Below are 18,642 nucleotides of genomic sequence, written 5' to 3'. Positions count from 1 at the left end.
CCGTTCATCACGCGGCGGGATCTTGGGTAGAGCGCAGGTGCCCGGTGCGCCTGCCGAGCCGGGCGCCCGGCGGCAGCACCAGATCGGCCGGGACGCGGTCGCTGGTCGGCGGCGAGGTCCGCGGGCGGCGGGTCCGGTGCACGACAGCCACCAGGACCAGGGCGACCACCAGCACGCCGTGCGAGAGCACGCGGGAGACCGGCACCACGCCGGAGTAGAGGTCGGCGACGACGAACGCGCTCAACGCGGCCACCAGCACGCCGAGCACCGGCAGCACACCGGCGGCGGCGTGCGGCCGCAGCGCGCAATAGACGAATCCGACGCCGATCGCCAGGCTCCACGCGGTGCTCTCGTTGAGCAGATGCCGGGTCATCTCCGCACCGTGGTGGTGGCTCATGCCGAAGTCGAGCCCGGCCAACTGAGCTATGGCCAAGGCGCACTGGAGGATTCCGATCAGGCCGAGCAGCACCCGGATCACCGTGGTCCGCGCGGCGCGCAGCCTGGTCAGCGGTGTCGGCCGCGGCCGATCCAGGTCGGCGGCGGCGAAGATCGCGTCGGTCAGGTCCGGCGCGTACGACGAGGCGCCGCGCAACCGCTTCGAGGTCTCCACCGCGGCGACGTACCAGGAGCAGCAGTCGGCGCACTGCTCCAGGTGCTCGTCCACCCGGGCGGCGGGAGCGGTCTCGCGTTCGCCGTCGATCCGGGCCGACAGCGCCGTCCGGCACACTTCGCACTTCACGCCCAGATTGTCGTCCATCCGGACATCGAAGTTCCCCGCGGCCGTCGATGGTGGCGGCGCTCACCGAAACCGGTGCGCTGCCGCCGAATACGGCCGCCGGGCCCGTCGAGCCCCCGCGTACGGGCCGGTTATTGTCGACACCATGCCGACGCCCGCCGAGGATGACGAGACGACCCGCCTGGCCTTGGCGGCGGCGCGCGGCGACCGGCGGGCGCTGGAGAGCTTCATCCGCGCCACCCAGAAGGACGTGTGGCGACTGCTCGCCCACCTCACCGAGGTCGGCCGGGCCGACGACCTGACCCAGGAGACCTACCTGCGGGCGCTCGGCAGCATCAAACGCTTCGAGGGCCGCGCCAGCGCGCGCACCTGGCTGTTGTCCATCGCGCGCCGGGTCGTGGTCGATCAGGTGCGCACGGCCGTGGCCAGGCCGAAGATCGCGCACGGCGTCGACTGGGTCGCGGCGGCCGACCGGCAGGCGCCGCGGCACGAGGGGCACACCGAGATCGTCGAGCTCAACCTGCTGCTCGACGATCTCGCGCCGGAGCGACGCGAGGCGCTGGTGCTCACCCAGGTGCTCGGCCTGTCCTACGCCGAGGCAGCGGCGGTGTGCGGATGCCCGGTGGGCACGGTGCGCTCCAGGGTGGCGCGGGCGCGCGAGGATCTGGTCGCCGCGACCCGGTTCGGCGGTCGGCGCACCGCGCACGGCTGAGGTCATCGCCCCGCCAAAGGGTTTGCGGCGTAATGCAATCGAATCACCCCGTCGTCGTGCCGGGTCGCGGTGGCGTGCACGCCGAACACCTCACTGAGCAACTCGGGCGTCATCACGTCGAGCACCGCGCCCGCCGCGACGACACAGCCGTGATCGAGCACGACCAGCCGGTCGCAGCAGCGCACGGCGAGGTCGAGTTCGTGCAGCACCGCGAGGGTGGTGATGCCGGTCGAGCGGACCAGTTCGAGCAGCTCGAAGCGGGCGCGGACGTCGAGGTGATTGGTCAGTTCGTCGAGCACCAGCAGGCGTGGCCGCTGCGCCAGCGCCCTGGCGAGCAGCACGCGCTGGCGTTCCCCGCCGGACAGCGAGCCGACGGTGCGGTCGGCGTAGGCGGTGCTGCCGGTGCGCGCCAGCGCTTCGCCGACGGCCTCGTGGTCGGCCGGGGTGTCCCGGCTGAACAGGCCGTGATGGGGATTGCGGCCGAGCGCGACCACCTCGGCAACCGTGAGTTCGGCCGAGCCGGAACCGTTTTGGAGCACGGCGGCCGTGGTGCGGGCGGCGGCGCGGATCGACATCCCGGCGATGTCGGCGCCGTCGATCGTGACGATGCCGGTGGCGGGCGCCAGCGACCGATAGATGGTGCGCAGCAGGGTGGTCTTGCCGCTGCCGTTGGGGCCGACGACGCCGACCACCGTGCCCGGCGGCGCGTGCAGCGTCACCCGGTCCAGCACGGTGGCCTCGCCGAACGCGACACTCACTCCGGCGACGGACAATTCGGCCGAGGACATCAGGTGAGACCTCCGTTGCGGCGCAGCAGCCACAGGAAGAACGGCGCGCCGAACGCGGCCGTGAAGATGCCGAGCGGCAACTCGTTCGGCGCGTCGAGGGTGCGCGAAAGCAGGTCGACCACAACGAGATACGCGGCGCCGATGAGCGCGGTCAGCGGCAGCACCCGGCGATGGTCCATGCCGAAGGCGAGCCGCACCACATGCGGAATCATCAAGCCCACGAAGCCGATTCCGCCCGCGACCGCGATCAGCACCCCGGTCAGCAGCGAGGCCAGTACCAGCAGGATGATGCGCAGCGCGCGCACGTCGACGCCGAGCGCGGTGGCCTGCTCGTCGCCGGTGCCGAGCACATTGAGCCGGCGACCGAACGCGAGCGCGACGGCGACGGTCACCAGCACGACCACGGTGACGGCGCCGAGCCGCCCCCAGCTCGCCCCCGCCACACTGCCCATCGTCCAGAACAGCACGGCGCGTAGCTCATTCGGCGTGGCGCGCAGCTGCAGGTAGTTCGTGGCGGCGAGCAGCAGATAGCCCACGGCGACGCCCGCGAGCACCAGGCGGGTCGGCACCAGGGTGCCGCGCTGCTGACCGAGCAGGAACACCACCGCGATGGTCGCGATCGCCCCGCAGAACGCCGCAGCGCTCACCCCGACGCCGCCGAGCACGCCGCCCGCCGTGACGACCACGGTCACCGCGCCGAGCGAGGCGCCGGAGGACAACCCGAGCACATACGGGTCGGCCAGCGGATTGTTCACCAGCGCTTGCAGAATCACCCCGGCCACCGCGAGACCGCAGCCGCACAGCGCCGCCAGGATCACCCGCGGCAGCCGGTAGTGCCAGACGATCTGGTCGACGGTGAAGCCGACATCCGGTGTCTTGCCGGACAAATGGGCCAGGACCACCCGTCCGGTGTCGGCCGCGGACACGGTGACCGAGCCCGCCGCGACCGAGAGCAGCACGACGGCGAGCAGCACCGCGGCCGCCGCGGCGAGCGCGATCGGCAGCGGCGTCGCGGCCAGCGGCGCGCGGGTTGCGGTGCGGCTCAACGGAACAGCTCCGGGTGCACCAGGCTCGCGATGCGCCGCACCCCGATATCGTTGCTCGGGCCGAAGTAGACCGAGTCCGACAGCACCGCATAACTATTCGTCTTCGTCGCGGGCCACTGCGGGAACTGCGCGAGCATGCGCTGGGCGACCGTGTCGATGTCGGCGGTGCGATGGTTGACCACGACTAGCCCGTCGATCGGCGTCGCCGCCAGTTGCTCCTTGTCGATCGAGGCGAACATGGCGCCGTCGCCGCGGCGGAAGGGGTTCACCGCGCCTGCCTTGTCCATGACGTCGTTCCAGACGCCGTCCGCCGCGATGGCGGAGAAGTCGCCTGCCCCCATTCCGGCGAAGGCGAGCAGCACGTTCTTCTTCGGCTGCCCGGCCACGCGCGCCGCCGTCTCCGCGACGGCGCGTCGTGAGTCGGCGATGAGACGGTCGGCCCGGCCGCGGACGTCGAAGATGGTGCCGAAATCGCGCAGCATCGCGTAGCTGTCCTCGATCGTCGGCGTCCCGGTGAGGGTGGTGGTCGCGCCGCAGTTCGTCCGGGGCACATAGGTATTGGCGCCCGCGGCGGCGAGGTCCGCGCGGGTCGCGAAGCCCAGATCGGCGGCGAAACCGCCGCCACCGGTGGAGATCACCAGGTCGGGGCGCTGGTTCAGCATCGCCTCACGCGGGATGTCCTGGAGGTCGTTCTTGGTGAACCCGCCGGTGGGCAGCGCGTCGATGGCGGCGGCCCGGCCCGGCACGTCGGAGGCGCCGTAGGACTGGGCGTTGGCCACCACGCGGTCGGCGACGCCGAGCGCGAGGAGCGAGGTCACCTCGCCGACGGAGCCGCCGTTCATCACGACGACCCGCCTCGGTGCTTCGGTGTAGGTGTAGGTCTTGCCGCAATTCTCCAGGGACACCGGGTATTCGACGACACCCTCGGTCGCCGACGAGGGCCGGTTGTCCGTCGCGTCGGTCACCGAGGTGGTGCAGCCGGTGACGGCGAGGGTGGCCGCCGCCAGCGCCGGCAGCAGCGCATGTTGCCTCAGCATGGGTACCTCGTCGATCGTTGTGCCACGACCGGGCGGTCGATGGCGCTCGGGTTCCGCATGACTGTTCGCTGCATGACCACTTAGTCGGTCCACTACGCCCGGTAGTTCCCGGCTCGTCGCGGGCGTGCGTGTGAGCTGGTCGACACTCGAAAAGGGCGTGCTAGAGCGAGGATCGACGCGTTTTCGATGCGAAAGTGCGGCCGGAGCTTCGCTGTACAGACCTGACTCGCCGTGCTTCACTTGGAAGACAGGTCTGCCCCGGGTGGCGGCAGGCCGAGGAGTCGGCACATGTCCCGCAATGACGACGACCGGTTCACTGCTCCACCGCCGGACCGGCCGGTACTGGAAGTCACTGACCTTCTTCGTTTTTCGATGTGCTTCCCGCGACGCAACACCACGGTGATGCTGGTGTCGGGCGACATCGACCTGTACACCGCGCCGTGTTTCCGTGCTCAACTCTGCCGCGTGTTCGGCGCGGGCCCCACCATGGTGGTGCTCGATCTGTCGCCGGTCACCTTCCTGGCCGCCGTCGGGTTACGGGTGCTGGTCGACGCCCAGGCGCAGGCCGAAAAAACAAGGCGCAGAATGATATTGGTCGCCGAGGCGCGCTGTGTCGTGCGCGCCCTCGAGGTGACCGGTTTGGCGCCCAGCTTCCGCAGGGTACGGACGCTGGACGCCGCGCTGTCCGACCGCGCTGTCGGATACGAAGAGACGGCTTAGGCCGTGCTTCGAAGTCCGGATGGAACTTCGAAACACGGCCCAGCGCTTTGGGATCAGCGCAACTTCTTCTCGACCCGGTGCCGGGCGCTGTCGGCGAATCGGCCGCCGCGCTTGCGGGCCGTATCGGCGAGCTCCGGCCCGCGGTCGCGGGCGGTGTCGGCCAGTTCGGCGCTGCGCTCCTTGGCCACCTCGGCGAACTCGGCCCCGCGCTCCTTGGCGAGCTCGGCCCATTCGGCGCCGCGGTGCTTGGCGACGTCGGCCAGCTCCGCGCCGCGCTCCCTGGCGAGCTCCGCCAGTTCGGCGCCGCGCTCCCGCGCGAACTCGACCCACTTCGGTCCGCGCTCCTTGGCGAGCTCGGCGAACTCGGCGCCGCGGTGCTTGGCGATCTCGGCCAGCTCCGCGCCGCGCTCCTTGGCCGTCTCGGCCAGCGGGGCGGTGTGTTCCTTTGCGGCGGCGGCCCATTCGGGTCCGTGCTGCTGGACGGTCTCGGCCAGCTCCGAACCCTTGGCGGCCGCGACGCTGCCCAAACTGCCTGCGGCGGAGGCGACTTCGTGGGCGCGACGCTTCAGCACATCACCGGTCGCGCTGTCCGACGATCCGGTGAACGGCAGTGCGGCGGTCACAGTCGCGGCGGCGTCGCGGGCGGCCCGCTTGCCGCGCCAGCCCAGCGAGGGCTTGCCCTCGGTGTCGGCGGAGGCGATCATCAGACCGCCGAGCAGCCCGAGGTCCTTGAGGAACGCCTTGCGCTTGGTCGCCTTCTGCGCCGGGTCGGCCTCGTTCCAGAAGTCCTGCTCGGTGACCGTGGCCGGGACGACGGTCGCGGCCAGCACCAGCGCGGCCAGGCGCGGCGCCTTGCCCAGGGCCAGCAGCACACCGCCAGCTACCTGAGCGCCCGCATTGATCCGCACCACGGTTCCCGGATCGCTCGGCAACTTGGCGGCGTACTCCTCGGGAAGCTGACGCTGGCCTCGCTGCACCAGCTCGGTCGCCGCCTTCACGCGTGATTCCGGGTGCCGCAACGTATCGACACCCTCCACGACGAAGACAGTGGCCAAAAGCGGGCGGGCAAGTCGGCGTAACAACATGACGGATCCCTTTCCTCGACGGCTCTATTCGACCGGGTTCCCGGAAGGTGTCGCATCAAACCCGGTGGGCGGGGAGTAACGGGCGTATCGAGCGTCGAATCTACACCGCCGCGTCCCCGCGTAACGGCAAATAATGAGCGAACGATCAGCATGGTGTGGATCGAGGGAATCCACCCAGCCTCGCCCGCTGAGACTCGCCAGAAGGTATCGCCGATGAACTCCGCAACGGCCCCAACGACTTTCGAGGGCATCGTCGCCTCGCTACCGACCGCCCCCGGCTGCACCCTTCGTTTCGATACCGTCCCCTGCCGACATCGCGCGGCATGGTTCATCCGCAAGCGGGCCTGCTGCCACCCCGACGGCGTCGACTTCATGTGCGATACGTGTCACACGCGGATGCACTGGCTGCTCACCCTCGGCGTCGAATTCGAGTGCGCCGGTTGCGGTGTGCGGTCGGACAGCTTCACCGCGCTCTACCCCACGGCGGCACCGCTGTAAGCGCGTTCGCCTCTGCCCCAAGTCGCGTCCGGGATGCATCGGGCAGGACTTCGACACACGGCCTACGGCCCGCCGACAGCCTTGCGAATCCTCGCCAGCCCGGCCTCCGCCAAGAAGTCGGTAATGACGGAGGTGACCCGCTCCGGGTCCTCCACCATCGGCAGGTGGCCGCAGTCGGGCAGCTCCACCGCCGTATGCGCCCGGAGCCGACGGCTGAGGCGGGCGCCCGCGCGGGCCGAGAGAACGCGGTTCTGCCTGCCCCAGATCGTGCAGATCGGCGGGAAGCCGGCGGGCGGGTCGAACCGATCGAGGGCCGCGTAGGCGGGAAAGTCCTGGACCAGGCCGTGCAGCGCGAGCAGACGGCCCCGATCGGACCAGTGCGCGCGCAGGCGGGGGGAGTGCTGTAACCGGTCGCGCCTGCCCCGCGCGCCGAGCTGGTTGGCGACGATCAACGACACGGCGCGGCCGGGCAGCGCGAGCCTGCGGGCCAGCGGGCCCAGCGGCAGCCGGGCATCGGCCCAGGCCAGGGCGGCGGACTGCCCGGAGCTGACGGTGTCCCAGGTGAGCGGGTTGATCAGCACCAGCGCCCGCACCCGGTCCGGACGGCCGATCGCGTAGCTCAGCGAGGTGGCGCTGCCGAGGCAGTTGCCGACCAGCACCACCTCGGTGAGGCGGTGCGCGTCGAGGAAGGCGTCGAGCATGGCCACGTAGTCGGCGAGGCGGTAGCCGTCCGCGGGCTGCTCGGACTCGCCGTAACCGGGCAGGTCGAGGGCGTATACCCGGTGCTCGCGCGCCAGCGCCGCCACCTGGTCGTCCCAGATGCGGCGCTGGGTGCCCGCGTTGTGCAGGAACACCACGGGCGGGCCGCTACCGACCTGGTCGAAGGCCACGGCCCGGCCGCGATGCTCGAAAATGTCCACGTCGACTCCCTGCGAGCGGGCGGGTGAACGTGTCACCCGGTCACGGCAATTTTACGGTGCCGTCGTCGCTGACGCGGGCGAACGCGAGGCCGGCCGCCTTACACCTCGAGACCGGCGCGCACGACCTTGCCGGTCGCGTTGCGCGGCAGCGCGGCGGTGGTGAGGCGCCACCGGGCGGGCACCTTGTAGTAGGCGATGCGCTCCGCGGCAAAGGCCCGCAGCTCCGCTTCGGTTGTCGCCGAGTCGTTCTCGACCACGACGAGGGCGGCGACCTGCTGCCCGAGGTCGGCGTCCGGCACGCCGATCACGGCGCATTCGCGGACCCCGGGATGCTCCTCCAGGCACTGCTCGATCTCGGTGGGGTAGACGTTCTCGCCGCCGCGCAGGATGAGATCCGAACGCCGACCGGACAATCGGAGCCTGCCCTCGGTCATGACGCCGATATCGCCGGTGCGCAGCCAGCGGTCCTCGGTGATCGCGGCCGAGGTGGCCGCCGGGTCGTTCCAGTACCCGAGCATCACATACGAACTGCGTACACAAATCTCGCCCTCGGTGCCGTCCGGAACCGGGTTGCCGTCCCCGTCGCGAACCTGCACCGCGGCCCCGATGACGGGGCGCCCCACCGTATCCGGGAACGCCGCGAGCTCCGCGGGACTCGCCAGGGTGGCCGCGGTGCTGCACTCGGTGAGTCCGTAGCTGGTCACCAGCGCGGTCTTGGCCACCGGAAGCTGTTCGCGCAGTTGCTGTTGCAGCGCTGCCGAGGACGGCGCCGAGTTGAGCGAGAACGAGGCGAGCGAGGACAGGTCGTACCGGGACAGGTCTTGCTCGAGCAGCCGGGTGGCCATCGTCGGCATGGCGCCCCAGTTGGTGACGCGTTCGCGCTCGATCAGCCGCAGCACCCGGTCCGCGTCGAACGCGCCTTGGTACAGCACCGCGGTGTCGCCGGTGACCAGGCGTGGCACCACCAGATTGTGCAGGCTGGCGATGTGGAACAGCGGGGAGGTGAGCAGAAACCTTCGGCCGCTGGGCGGTTCGCTCGCGCCGGCGAACTCGGCGGCCAGCGCGTCGTTGAACTGGTGATAGCCGATGACCGCCAACATGTTTCGCTGCGAGTGCACCGCACCTTTGGGGCGCCCGCTCGTGCCGCTGGTGTACAGGATGACCGCCGGGTCGTCCTCGGCCACCTCGGTGCGCGGCGGTGCGGCGTCGCCGAACTCGGCGATCAGCGCGGGCAGGTCGTGCTCCATGGTGAGCACGGGCACGCGGAGGTCGAGCTCCGCCGCGAGCGCCGCCCGTTTCGCGTCGACGACGAGCACGGTGGGCTCGGTGTGCCCGACGCCGTAGGCGATCTCCCTCGGCGTCCACCACGCGTTGTAGCCCACCGCGATCGCGCCGAGGCTCTGGGCCGCCCAGAACGCCAGCACCCACTCCGGCGTGTTCGCGGCCAGAATGCCCACCCGGTCGCCCTTTTCGACGCCGTAGCGGTCCCGCAGGGCCGCGGCGAGCGCGCCGGCCGCCGCGGCGTGCTCGGCGAACGACATCCGGCGGTCCTCGGTGACGAGGTAGTCGCGCGCGCCCCAGTCGGCCGACGCGGCCAGTACGTCGCCGAGCGATCTGCCCCGGTGCCGCAGCACCGGCACCGGCGCGCCGAGCACGTCCTCGACCACCATCTCGAAGCGCCCACCCGGGCCGGTCAGCCGGGCCACCGCCGCAGCGGCGAACGCCTGCTGATCGAAAGGCTTTGTCATCTAACGCTCTTCCTCGTCTACGGAATCAATACCGCACGGCCGGTGACCAGGCCGCGTTCCAGCCGGTCGAGCGCCTCGCGGCCCGCCGCGAGGTCATAGCGCTCGACCTCGACCCTGAGCTTGCCCGACCGGGCCAGCGCGACGGACTCGATCAGGTCGGATTTGGTGCCACCGTACGACTTTCGCACGGAGGCGCCCCACGGCCAGCCCGGCCCGCCCGCCGGGGCCGCGGTGAGCTCCGGTGCACCGCCGCCGAGGCCGATCATCCGGTAGGCGCCGTTGGGCGCCACCGACTCCACGGCCAGCGTGGCGGTCTGGTCGACGCCGACGAAGTCGAAGACGGCGTCGGCCCCGCGACCCTCGGTGCGGTCCAGGATCTCTCGCGCGGTCTCGGCGCCGATGATCAGCCCCTCGTCCGCGCCGCACCGGGCGGCCAGCGCGAGCTTGTCCGCGCCGAGGTCGACGGCGATCACCCGGGCCGCGGTGGTCGCGGCGAGAATCTGCACCGCGACGTGCCCGAGTCCGCCGACGCCGATCACCACCGCGACCGAGCCGGGCCGAAGCTGTTCGCGCGCACCGCGAATGGCGTGATAGCTGGACAGCGCCGCGTCCGCCAGCGGCGCCGCCTGCGTGAAGTCGAGGTCGCCGATGGGTACGAAAGAGCTTGCGGGCACGCGGATGTACTCGGCCATGCCCCCGTCGGGGCCCAAGCCCGGGCACGGCGGCATGGCGGTGCGGCCCGCGGCCGAGCAGACATTCTCATTGCCGCGCACGCACTCCCGGCACACGCCGCACGACCAGCACAGGTAGACGAGGCCGCGTTCGCCCTCAGTGCGGCCGACAACGTCGGCGCCGACCGCCTCGACGGTGCCCGCGATCTCGTGCCCGAGCGTCAGCGGGTCCTCGCGCATGCGGAACGGAATGTGCAGCACGTGCAGGTCGGAGTGGCAGATCCCGGCCGCGCCGACCCGCAGCAGCAGCTCGCCCGGCCCGATCGCGGGGATCGGCACCTCGCGCAGCTCCAGCACGCCCGGCTCGGTGAGCTGCAATGCCCGCATCACGCGCGGGCCCCGGCGCGGACCGCGGTGTAGACCGCGCGCAGGTAGGCGTCGGCGCGGGGCGAGCCGATGAGTCCCGGCGCCATCTTGTTCATGGTGTAGGCGAAGGTGATTCGATGATCGAGGTCGTTGACGACGATGGCGCCGCCGAGCCCGGCCCACCAGCAGACCCGGCCGCCGGGAACCGCCGGCGCGGTCTGCGGCTGAGGGAGTCCGTAGCCGAGGCCGAAGCGCAGCGGCACGAGCAGCGCCAGATCCGGCCCGTCCGACTGCTGTTCGAAGATCAGGTCGATCGTCTTCTCCGACAACAACCTTCGGCCGCCCAGCGCGCCGCCGCAGGACACCAGCGACTGGATCCGCGCCACCGATCGGGCATTGCCGTGGCCGTTCACCGCGCCGATCTCGGCCCGTCGCCACGCGGCGCTGTTGGCCTCGGGGAGATCGAGCAGCGGGCTGGTGAGGGTCTTGACCAGAATGCTGGTCTGGTCCAGCGAGGCCATGTCGAAATGCAGGCGCGGCGGCGGGACCAGCGGCGCGATGCGGTGGTGGTGCTCGGGCCCGGTGCCGATGTGGAAGTCGGCATCCAGCGGGCCCGCGAGTTCCTCGGCGAAGAACTGCCCGAGGCCGCGGCCGGTGATCCGGCGGATCACCTCGCCCACCAGGTGTCCGTAGTTCAGCGCGTGGTAGCCCGACGCGGTGCCCGGCGTCCACCACGGCGACTGGGTCGCCAGGCGGGCGCTCGCCGCCTCCGTGTCGTAGATATCGGCCAGCTCGATCGGCCGCTCCCACCCGGACACTCCGGAGGTGTGCCCGAGAATGTGGCGAATCTCTATGTCGCCCTTGCCGTTCGCCGCGAACTCCGGCCAGTAGTGCGCGACCCGCTGCCGCACGTCCAGCTCGCCGCGGTCCACAAGCAGCAGCGCGCACAGCGCCGTCATCGTCTTGCTGATCGAGAAGACATTGACGAGGGTGTCCTCGGTCCACGGCACGGTCCGCTCGGGATCGCGGTGGCCGCCCCAGAGATCGACGACCGTCTCACCGTCGACCGTCACGCACACGGCCGCGCCGAGCTCCTCGCCCGAGGCGAGCTGGTTCGCCAATTCCGTTCGGACACCGCCGAATTCGTCGACGCAGAAACCCGAAGTCGTCATCGATGTCACGCGCTCTCCAAGGCCCGGGCCGGCACCGGCAGGGCGTGACCGTTCGCGGCGGCGCGCTTGGCCCCCCGCGCCATCTCCTTGGTCAGGTCGCGCACGTACGGCTCGAACTCGATCTGGATGGTGTGCCGAGGCGAGTCGTAGTAGCGCCCGGTCCGGCGCTGCTCCGCCGCGCGGATCGCCTGCTCCATCTCCGCTCGCGGCGGCGGCAGATATCGTCCGGTCAGGTAGGCGGCGACCAGCTTGCTCTGCTGCTCGGCGAAGTTCACCAGCGTCGGCAGCGGCTGCGCGAGGCCCATGAAGAACAGGTTGTCCACGCCGGGCTTGATCATCTGCTGGAACAGCGGGAAACGATTGCGCTCGTCGGGCGCCAGGTCGGGGTCGGTGAAGAACGGGAAGCTGATGCGGTAGCCGGTGGCACACACGATCACGTCGACCTCCTCGGTGCTGCCGTCGGCGAAGCGCACGCGCGGCCCCTCCAGCGCCGTGATGGCCGGCTTGAACGCGATATCACCGCAGCCCGCCCGGTGCAGGAACTCCTCGCTGGCCGACGGGTGCGCCTCGAACGGCAGGTGGTCGGGCTTGGGCAGGCCGTAGAACTCCATGTCGCCGCGGAACTTCCGGACGAAGCGCTGCTTGAGTTTCAGACTCACCCTGCGCGGAATCCACGACGGCACGCTCCGCTTGTCGCCGACCGTGCCGTTGACGTATTTCGGCAGCACCCAGACCCCGCGCCGGGCGGAGACGGTGAGCTTCTCCGCGACGAAGCGCTGCGACAACTCCGAGGCGATATCCAGCCCCGAGTTGCCCATGCCTACGACGACGATCTTCTTGCCGCGCATGTCGATCGGGTCGAACGGGTCGTTGTAGGCGTGGCTGTGCATCAGCACGCCGTCGAATTCACCGGGGTAGTCGGGAATGCGCGGATCCCAGTGGTGGCCGTTGCAGACGATCAATACGTCGTAGTCGCGGGTGCGTCCGTCGCTCGCGGTGACGAGCCAGCGGCCGTCGGACTGTCGTTCGGCCGCGGTCACTTTCGTGCCGAAAAGGATCCTGTCGCGAAACCCGAAATGGTCGACGTAGTCCTTGAAGTACTGGAACAGCTGCGAATGGTGCGGGAAATCCGGCCAGTCCGCGGGCGCCGGATAATCCTCGAACGCGAGCCGGAACTTGCTGGTATCGATGTGCAGCGACTGGTAGCACGCCGACATTCCGTTCGGATTCTTGAAGTACCAGTTGCCGCCGACCTCGTCGGAGGCCTCGAACACCTCGAACGGAATATCGAAGTCCCGCATGCGTTTCGCGGTGGTGATCCCGGAGGGGCCTGCGCCGATGATGCAGACCCTCGGCAGAGTGGGTTGGGTCAATTCACTTGTCCTCGTGCTGGGCGGGCGGTCACCTCGCGCGGCGGCGCGCCCGGCGCCGAAACCGTCCGTAGCGCTGGGCTTCCGGAGTGACGTAGGCAACAAGGTAACACTCGCTAGACAGCGTGTCTAGTGAGTAACGTATTGTCTAACGAAGGCGCCGACGGCGCGGACCCCGGTAGACTCGCTCACCGAAACTCGCACGTCAGCAGATCTTTTCGACCGACCCGAGGAAGCCGTTGCGTACGAACCCGAATCCGGCGGGCGCCAGCCTGCGGGAGGAGCAGAAGCAGCAGACCAGGGCCCGGTTGATGGCCGGCGCGAAGGAGCTGTTCAGCACCCGCGGCTACGCGGCGGTGCGGGTCGACGACATCGCCGCCGCCGTCGGTTGCAGCCGCGCCACCTTCTATCTGCACTTCACCAGCAAGCTCGAGATACTGCGCGCCATCGCCGAGCAGAGCACCGCGCCGAGCGCCCTGCATTTCTACGAAGACCTGGACCGGGTACTGGACACCGGCTCTCGCGCCGAGTTCGTCGCGTGGATGACCCGGGCCATCGAGTGGTTCCACGAGTACCGTGACCTGCTGCCCGCCTGGGACGAGGCGACCGCGCTCGAGCCGGAGTTCCGGGATATCGCCCGCGCCGGCATCCACGCCCTGCCCAACGCGATGACCTCCTACCTCGCCCGCTGGCCCGCCGAGCGCGCCGACGAGGCACGGCTGCGGGTGGAACTGCTTGTCGCCCAACTCGAGCGCTTCTTCACCCGCTGGGCGGTCCAGGGCACCATCCACGTCTCCGCCGAGCGGGCCGCCGAGGTGCTCACCGATATCTGGTTCCCCGCCCTGCGGGCGCCGGGCGAGCGAGACCGCCGCCACGGCGATCCTCGGGCGTAGCTCGATATTCGCTGGCCGCGCGGAAATCGTGTTCTGGGACTCGATTTCGTAGCGGCCTGCGAATCTGTCGGTGCGGTGCGGCATCATCTGTGCACGCAGCCATCCACGAATATCGCTCGGAGTCACCATGCCGTCGCCTAAAACCAAGCCCAAGCCATTGTCGGACAGCGAGATTCAGCGGATCGCCGCGGACATCGCCGGCGGCCGCCCGCCCATGGTGTGGTTCACCGCCGCCGCGGTGGGCGTGCCGGAGGGCCGGTCGGGAAAGGTGATCTCCCTCGGCGACCCGGCCGACGGAGACTTCCTGCAGGTCCGGCCCACCGGATCGAAGGATGTACTGTCCTTTTCTCCGACAGAAGTGACGTTGACCAAGCCGCCGCGAGGGGCGGCCACCGTTTCCACTGCCCAGCCGAAGTCGACCACCAGGAAGGAAACACCCGTGACCCAGCCGTCGACCTTGACGAGCGCTGCGACACCGAGCACCCCCAGTTCCGCCACGCCGCCGCCGGTCGTCCCGAAACCCGTTGCGAGCACGCCGGACTCGGACGAGCAGGACGGCGGCGCGAGCAAGCCCGCGGCCAAGCCCGCGACCGCGGCCAAGGCGGCCAAGGCGCCCGCCCGGCCGAAGGCGAAGACGCCCGAGGTCACCGTCACGCTGACCGGAACCGCCGACGGCGAGTGGTCGGTCGACGTGGTCAGCGGCAAGAAGCGCGCCGTGCGCGGGCTCGCCGTGCCGAGCTCCGCGGTGGCGCAGGCGGCCAAGATCCTGCATCCCGAGGTGGCCGAGGTGGTGGCGGGCATCCTGGAGGCGGCGCGGGAGGCGCAGGAGGCCAAGGTGCAGCAGCTGCAGGCCGAGCTCGAGGCGGCGCGGCGACTGCTCGACGAGCTGGTCGACTAGGCGCGTCCGCCGCGCCGTCGATCAGACCGCGGTGCTGGTGGATCTGGGGCTGGTGCGCCAGATCCGCCGCCCCGGCTCGTTCGCGCTGTGCCGCGCCGGGTCGCTCGCCAGGTACCGCACGGGGTCCGGCGCGTGCCGCGCGTCGTCGTGGAACGCGTAGCCGAGCGCGTACTCCTTGGCGTGGTACATGGCCGAGTCCGCGTCGCGGATGAGGTCGTAGACGGTCGACTCGGTGCTGCGCGGGCTGCCGCAGGCGATCCCGATGCTGGCGGTGATCGGGATCTCGCCCGCGCTCAGCTCGAACGGCCGGACGAAGGCGCCGAGCAGGCGCTCGGCCAGCGTCGCGGCCTCCTGCCGGTCCAGCGGGGAGAGCACCACGAATTCGTCGCCGCCGTAGCGCGCGACCATGTCGTCGCGCAGCACCACGCGCCGAATCCTGGAGGCGGCGTTGGCGATGAGCTCGTCGCCGACCGCGTGGCCGTAGCTGTCGTTGACCATCTTGAAGCCGTCCAGGTCGATGAACAGCAGGCACAGCGGCTGCTCGGCCCAGCGCTCGCTGTTGAGGTTCACCGCGCGCAGCAGGGCCGAGCGATTCAGCAGCCCGGTGAGCATGTCGTGGTCGGCCTGGTACTGCGCCCGCCGCTCGCTGCGTGAGCTGCGCACGATGGCCCGCTCGCTGCGCACGAGCACCCCGATCAGCAGCAGCGCGAACAACGACGAGACCACCACCCGGTCGAGCGTGCCCAGCGACGAGCCGACCACCGGCACCAGCGAGGCCACTATCAACGCGACCGCGATGAAGCTGGCGCGCTGGCGCGAGTGGTGCGGGTGGATTCGTCGCGGCGCGCCGAGCCCCGTCATCGTCGGGTGCAGCGCCGCGACGCCGACGATCGTGTACGTCGCGAGCAGCGGCGCCATCAGCATCTCGCGCCCGATCGCCAGGGTGCCCGCCTTGGCGAGGCTGTGTCCGAGGTCGCCGAGCAGCACCGTGATCAGCCCGACGTGCAGCAGCCGCAGCGAGGACTCCGAGCGGCTCGACGTGGCGACCGAGTGCGCGACCAGCGTCAGCAGCAACGCGTCGAGCACCGGGTAGACGGCCGCCACCGCCGTGTTCGCGGTGGAGCCGTGCAGGTGCAGGATCGGCGAGATCAGAAACGTCCAGGAGGCCAGCAGCGCGCCGAGCCCGATCAGGGCGGAGTCGAGCAGCAGGTCGTAGTTCGACCGGACCTGACGCGGGCGCAGCCAGATGAGCGCCGCGAGGCCCACCGCCAGATAGGCGAGCAGCGTGCACACGTCGTCTATCGGGTGCAGGGCGTGGTCGGAGGTGTCGCGCAGCGCGGCGCCGGCCGCGGAGAACACCGCCGAGGCGGACAGCAGATACCAGGGCAGCGGGCGCGTCGGCCGGTATGTCCGCAGCCCGAAGCCGATCATCGCGAGCGCGCCCGCGAGGACGGCGCCCATCGTGCACAGCGACAACAGCGGTGAATTCGCCGTCACGTGTACCGCGATCATGGCCGCGCTTCCCCCCGGAAGCAGTACGTACCACCATGTTCGGAACCGGAACGGCGGTGCCGCAGGCCGGTCTTCGCTGACTGTCATCAGCCCCCCTTGGTCGCTACATCCCTGTGAACCAAGCCGCGTAGCAGATGTGTTCGTCCTCCACCACGACCTCGTCGTTCGCCCGTTTCGTGAGCACCATGCGCAATGCTCTCGGCGAACAAGAACCGAGTGTTGTTGTACGAGTAAATGTCCCAACCGAGCGCAGCGCGGTCGGCAACGAGAACCTGGACAACTGATTCGATCATGGCATGAAAAGCCCGCTCATGTCGCGTACTTGGCGCAACCGGAGGGAATCCGACGCAATAAATAGGGGTGCCCACCGGGGTGGTTTCGCGGTGGGCCGAGCCGGGCGAAACGCGCGCCTTCGACCGCCGAAAGCGGTGTTCGGACGGCGTGTCTCGTAACGTGTGGCAGGGCCGTGGACACGACAGACGAGGGAGGGCACGTGCGGACATGGGTTGCGCCCGGCCGGGTCAATATCATCGGCGAGCACACCGACTACAACGACGGTTTCGTGCTACCCATCGCATTGCCGCTGGTAGTCGAGTGCGCGGCGCGCGTGCGCACCGACGCGAAGGTGCGGGTGGTCTCCCGGCAGCGGCCGGACGAGACGGTTCTGGTCGAGATCGCCGAGCTGGCCGCGGCCCGCGACGGGGTGCCGGGGTGGTCGCGGTATCCGCTAGGGGTGGTCGCCGAGTTCGTGCGGCGCGGCCACCCGATCGGCGGGGTCGAGCTGGCGCTCGACGGCGCGGTGCCGATCGGCGCGGGGCTCTCGTCCTCGGCGGCGCTGTCCTGCGCGGTGGCGATCGCGCTGCGAGATCTGTTCGCGCCCACCGTCGGCGACCGCGAGCTGATCGACCTCGCCCGCGCCGCGGAGAACGACTACGTCGGCGCGCCGACCGGTTTGCTGGACCAGTCGGCCTCGATCCTGTGCACGGCGGGCCACGCGCTGTTCCTCGACGTGCGGCGCTTCGCCGCGCAGCACGTTGACACGGACGCGAATGCCGTTGCGCACGAACAGATTCCGTTCGATCTGGCGCGATTCGACCTGGAGCTGTTGGTGATCGACACCGGCCAGCCGCACGAGCACGTCGACGGCGGCTACGCCGAGCGCCGCGCCCAATGTGAGGCTGCCGCCGCCGAACTCGGCGTGCCCGCGCTGCGCGACGTCGACTCGGTGGCCGCACTGGACCGAATCGGCGACGAGGTGCTGCGCCGCCGGGCGCGGCACGTGGTGACCGAGAACGCCAGGGTGCTGCGAGTAGCCGAAAAATTGCGGACCGGCGCGGATCCGCGCGCGATCGGGTCGATCCTCACCGAGGGCCACGTCTCGCTGCGCGACGACTTCGAGGTGTCCACGCCCGCGCTCGACGCCGCCGTCGACGCCGCCCTCGCCGCGGGGGCGCACGGCGCGCGGATGGTCGGCGGGGGATTCGGGGGCAGCGCCCTCGCGCTCGTCGACCGCGCCGACACCGACGCCGTGGTGGCCGCCGTCCGAAAACACTTTGCGGCCCGCGACTTTGCCGAGCCGCGCACCTTCGTCGTCGGCCCGGCGCCCGGCGCCCACCGGGCCGGCTGAGCGACCGTCCAGCTCTTTGTGCGCGATTGTGGCCCGCGGGTGAGGCACAATCACGCAGAGTAACCACGAAGGGTCTCGTTCGACGCCCGGTTTCACCGCCAGGAGGGACGCTGTGCCGCTTGCCGATTCACCTGTTCTGACGTCCGCGCTGCTCGCCGCGGAACCGCGGTCGTCGGCCGCGGTCTACCTAGACGCCTCCTCGACGCTGCGACTCGACGCGGCCCCGGTCGACTTCGCCCTGGTCGCACTCTATTTCGTGTTCGTGCTCGGCATCGGCCTGCTGGCCAGGCAGCGCGTGTCCTCGAGCATCGACTTCTTCCTGTCCGGGCGCTCGCTGCCCGCCTGGGTGACCGGCCTGGCGTTCATCTCCGCGAACCTCGGCGCCGTCGAGATCATGGGCATGTCGGCCAACGGCGCCCAATTCGGCTTCCCGACCTTCCATTACTTCTGGATCGGCGCGGTCCCGGCCATGCTGTTCCTCGGCGTGGTGATGATGCCGTTCTACTACGGCTCCAAGGTGCGCAGCGTGCCGGAGTTCATGCGCAGGCGCTTCGGCACCGGCGCGCACCTGGTGAACGCGCTCAGCTTCGCCATCGCGCAGGTGCTGATCGCCGGCGTCAACCTGTATCTGCTCGGCACCATCCTGAACGTGCTGCTCGGCTGGCCGCTGTGGCTGTCGGTGATCATCGCCGCGGTGATCGTGCTCTCCTACATCACCCTCGGCGGGCTGTCGGCCGCGATCTACAACGAGGTGCTCCAGTTCTTCGTCATCGTCGCGGCGCTGCTGCCGCTCACCCTGGTGGGCCTGCACAAGGTGGGCGGCTGGGATGGGTTGCGGGACAA

The 18,642-nt window shown here is 70.3% G+C and carries 18 protein-coding genes; 7 read left to right on the top strand and 11 right to left on the bottom strand.

Annotation, left to right across the window (positions count from 1 at the left end; translation table 11 throughout):
- Positions 1 to 7 precede the first annotated feature (7 nt).
- On the bottom strand, positions 8 to 757 hold the full coding sequence (locus ON39_RS25215; RefSeq protein WP_051187032.1) for a zf-HC2 domain-containing protein: 750 nt from the start codon (positions 755 to 757) through the stop codon (positions 8 to 10).
- Positions 758 to 881: 124 nt separating this feature from the next.
- On the opposite strand from ON39_RS25215, the gene sigC reads away from it, so the two are divergent.
- Positions 882 to 1,448 (top strand): RNA polymerase sigma factor SigC, encoded by a 567-nt coding sequence (gene sigC, locus ON39_RS25210; protein ID WP_040738076.1) that lies wholly within the window; start codon positions 882 to 884, stop codon positions 1,446 to 1,448.
- 2 nt (positions 1,449 to 1,450) lie between these two features.
- Here sigC and ON39_RS25205 read toward each other — a convergent pair whose 3' ends face one another.
- From ON39_RS25205 to ON39_RS25195, 3 genes are read right to left on the bottom strand one after another with little or no spacing between them, the layout of a single operon-like run.
- On the bottom strand, positions 1,451 to 2,236 hold the full coding sequence (locus ON39_RS25205; protein WP_040738075.1) for an ABC transporter ATP-binding protein: 786 nt from the start codon (positions 2,234 to 2,236) through the stop codon (positions 1,451 to 1,453).
- Positions 2,236 to 3,282 carry a FecCD family ABC transporter permease gene (locus ON39_RS25200; protein WP_083894678.1) on the bottom strand — a complete coding sequence of 349 codons (1,047 nt, stop codon included), beginning with the start codon at positions 3,280 to 3,282 and terminating at the stop codon, positions 2,236 to 2,238. The genes ON39_RS25205 and ON39_RS25200 overlap by 1 nt, the downstream gene beginning before the upstream one ends.
- Entirely contained in the window at positions 3,279 to 4,319 is a 1,041-nt protein-coding gene (locus ON39_RS25195; RefSeq protein WP_040738074.1) for an ABC transporter substrate-binding protein, read from the bottom strand. Before ON39_RS25195 ends, ON39_RS25200 begins: the two co-directional genes overlap by 4 nt.
- Before the next feature lie 288 nt (positions 4,320 to 4,607).
- Here ON39_RS25195 and ON39_RS25190 point away from each other — a divergent pair, with 288 nt between their 5' ends.
- The gene (locus ON39_RS25190; protein WP_083894677.1) at positions 4,608 to 5,039 is read left to right on the top strand and encodes an STAS domain-containing protein; all 432 of its coding nucleotides are present in this window, start codon (positions 4,608 to 4,610) and stop codon (positions 5,037 to 5,039) included.
- 53 nt (positions 5,040 to 5,092) lie between these two features.
- On the opposite strand, the gene ON39_RS25185 is transcribed toward ON39_RS25190, so the two are convergent.
- Positions 5,093 to 6,124: a DoxX family protein gene (locus ON39_RS25185; protein ID WP_040738073.1), complete on the bottom strand. Its 1,032-nt coding sequence runs from the start codon at positions 6,122 to 6,124 to the stop codon at positions 5,093 to 5,095.
- 213 nt (positions 6,125 to 6,337) lie between these two features.
- On the opposite strand from ON39_RS25185, the gene ON39_RS25180 reads away from it, so the two are divergent.
- On the top strand, positions 6,338 to 6,622 hold the full coding sequence (locus ON39_RS25180; protein ID WP_040738072.1) for a hypothetical protein: 285 nt from the start codon (positions 6,338 to 6,340) through the stop codon (positions 6,620 to 6,622).
- Between the two features lie 62 nt (positions 6,623 to 6,684).
- Here the strand turns inward: ON39_RS25180 and ON39_RS25175 are convergent, their stop codons facing one another.
- The 5 genes from ON39_RS25175 to ON39_RS25155 all read right to left on the bottom strand — a co-directional run bounded on the left by ON39_RS25175 (position 6,685) and on the right by ON39_RS25155 (position 12,872).
- Complete coding sequence (locus ON39_RS25175) at positions 6,685 to 7,578, bottom strand: alpha/beta fold hydrolase (RefSeq protein WP_083894676.1); 894 nt, start codon at positions 7,576 to 7,578, stop codon at positions 6,685 to 6,687.
- 62 nt (positions 7,579 to 7,640) lie between these two features.
- Positions 7,641 to 9,290, bottom strand: coding sequence for a steroid-24-oyl-CoA synthetase (casG, locus tag ON39_RS25170; RefSeq protein WP_040738071.1), 1,650 nt, complete (start codon positions 9,288 to 9,290; stop codon positions 7,641 to 7,643).
- 17 nt (positions 9,291 to 9,307) lie between these two features.
- Positions 9,308 to 10,348, bottom strand: coding sequence for an NAD(P)-dependent alcohol dehydrogenase (locus ON39_RS25165; protein WP_040738070.1), 1,041 nt, complete (start codon positions 10,346 to 10,348; stop codon positions 9,308 to 9,310).
- Complete coding sequence (locus tag ON39_RS25160) at positions 10,348 to 11,499, bottom strand: EstA family serine hydrolase (RefSeq protein WP_040738069.1); 1,152 nt, start codon at positions 11,497 to 11,499, stop codon at positions 10,348 to 10,350. Before ON39_RS25160 ends, ON39_RS25165 begins: the two co-directional genes overlap by 1 nt.
- A 5-nt stretch (positions 11,500 to 11,504) precedes the next feature.
- On the bottom strand, positions 11,505 to 12,872 hold the full coding sequence (locus ON39_RS25155; protein WP_040738068.1) for a flavin-containing monooxygenase: 1,368 nt from the start codon (positions 12,870 to 12,872) through the stop codon (positions 11,505 to 11,507).
- Between the two features lie 236 nt (positions 12,873 to 13,108).
- Here ON39_RS25155 and ON39_RS25150 point away from each other — a divergent pair, with 236 nt between their 5' ends.
- Together ON39_RS25150 and ON39_RS25145 are read left to right on the top strand one after the other, a co-directional pair.
- Positions 13,109 to 13,762 carry a TetR/AcrR family transcriptional regulator gene (locus tag ON39_RS25150; RefSeq protein ID WP_040738067.1) on the top strand — a complete coding sequence of 218 codons (654 nt, stop codon included), beginning with the start codon at positions 13,109 to 13,111 and terminating at the stop codon, positions 13,760 to 13,762.
- Between the two features lie 127 nt (positions 13,763 to 13,889).
- Positions 13,890 to 14,660, top strand: coding sequence for a DUF6319 family protein (locus ON39_RS25145; RefSeq protein ID WP_040738066.1), 771 nt, complete (start codon positions 13,890 to 13,892; stop codon positions 14,658 to 14,660).
- 21 nt (positions 14,661 to 14,681) lie between these two features.
- Here the strand turns inward: ON39_RS25145 and ON39_RS25140 are convergent, their stop codons facing one another.
- Entirely contained in the window at positions 14,682 to 16,172 is a 1,491-nt protein-coding gene (locus ON39_RS25140; RefSeq protein ID WP_085998258.1) for a GGDEF domain-containing protein, read from the bottom strand.
- A 493-nt stretch (positions 16,173 to 16,665) separates the two neighbouring features.
- Between ON39_RS25140 and galK the strand changes: the two genes are divergently transcribed.
- Both galK and ON39_RS25130 read left to right on the top strand, forming a co-directional pair.
- Positions 16,666 to 17,799: a galactokinase gene (galK, locus tag ON39_RS25135; protein WP_083894685.1), complete on the top strand. Its 1,134-nt coding sequence runs from the start codon at positions 16,666 to 16,668 to the stop codon at positions 17,797 to 17,799.
- A gap of 148 nt (positions 17,800 to 17,947) precedes the next feature.
- Positions 17,948 to 18,642, top strand: a 695-nt coding sequence (locus ON39_RS25130; protein ID WP_444543775.1) for a sodium:solute symporter family transporter, incomplete at its 3' end; no start/stop codon positions are given.

Origin of the sequence: Nocardia tenerifensis NBRC 101015 (assembly GCF_000308715.1) — a bacterium.
GTDB classification, from domain to species: domain Bacteria; phylum Actinomycetota; class Actinomycetes; order Mycobacteriales; family Mycobacteriaceae; genus Nocardia; species Nocardia tenerifensis.
This window is presented reverse-complemented; position numbering and strand designations above follow the sequence as displayed.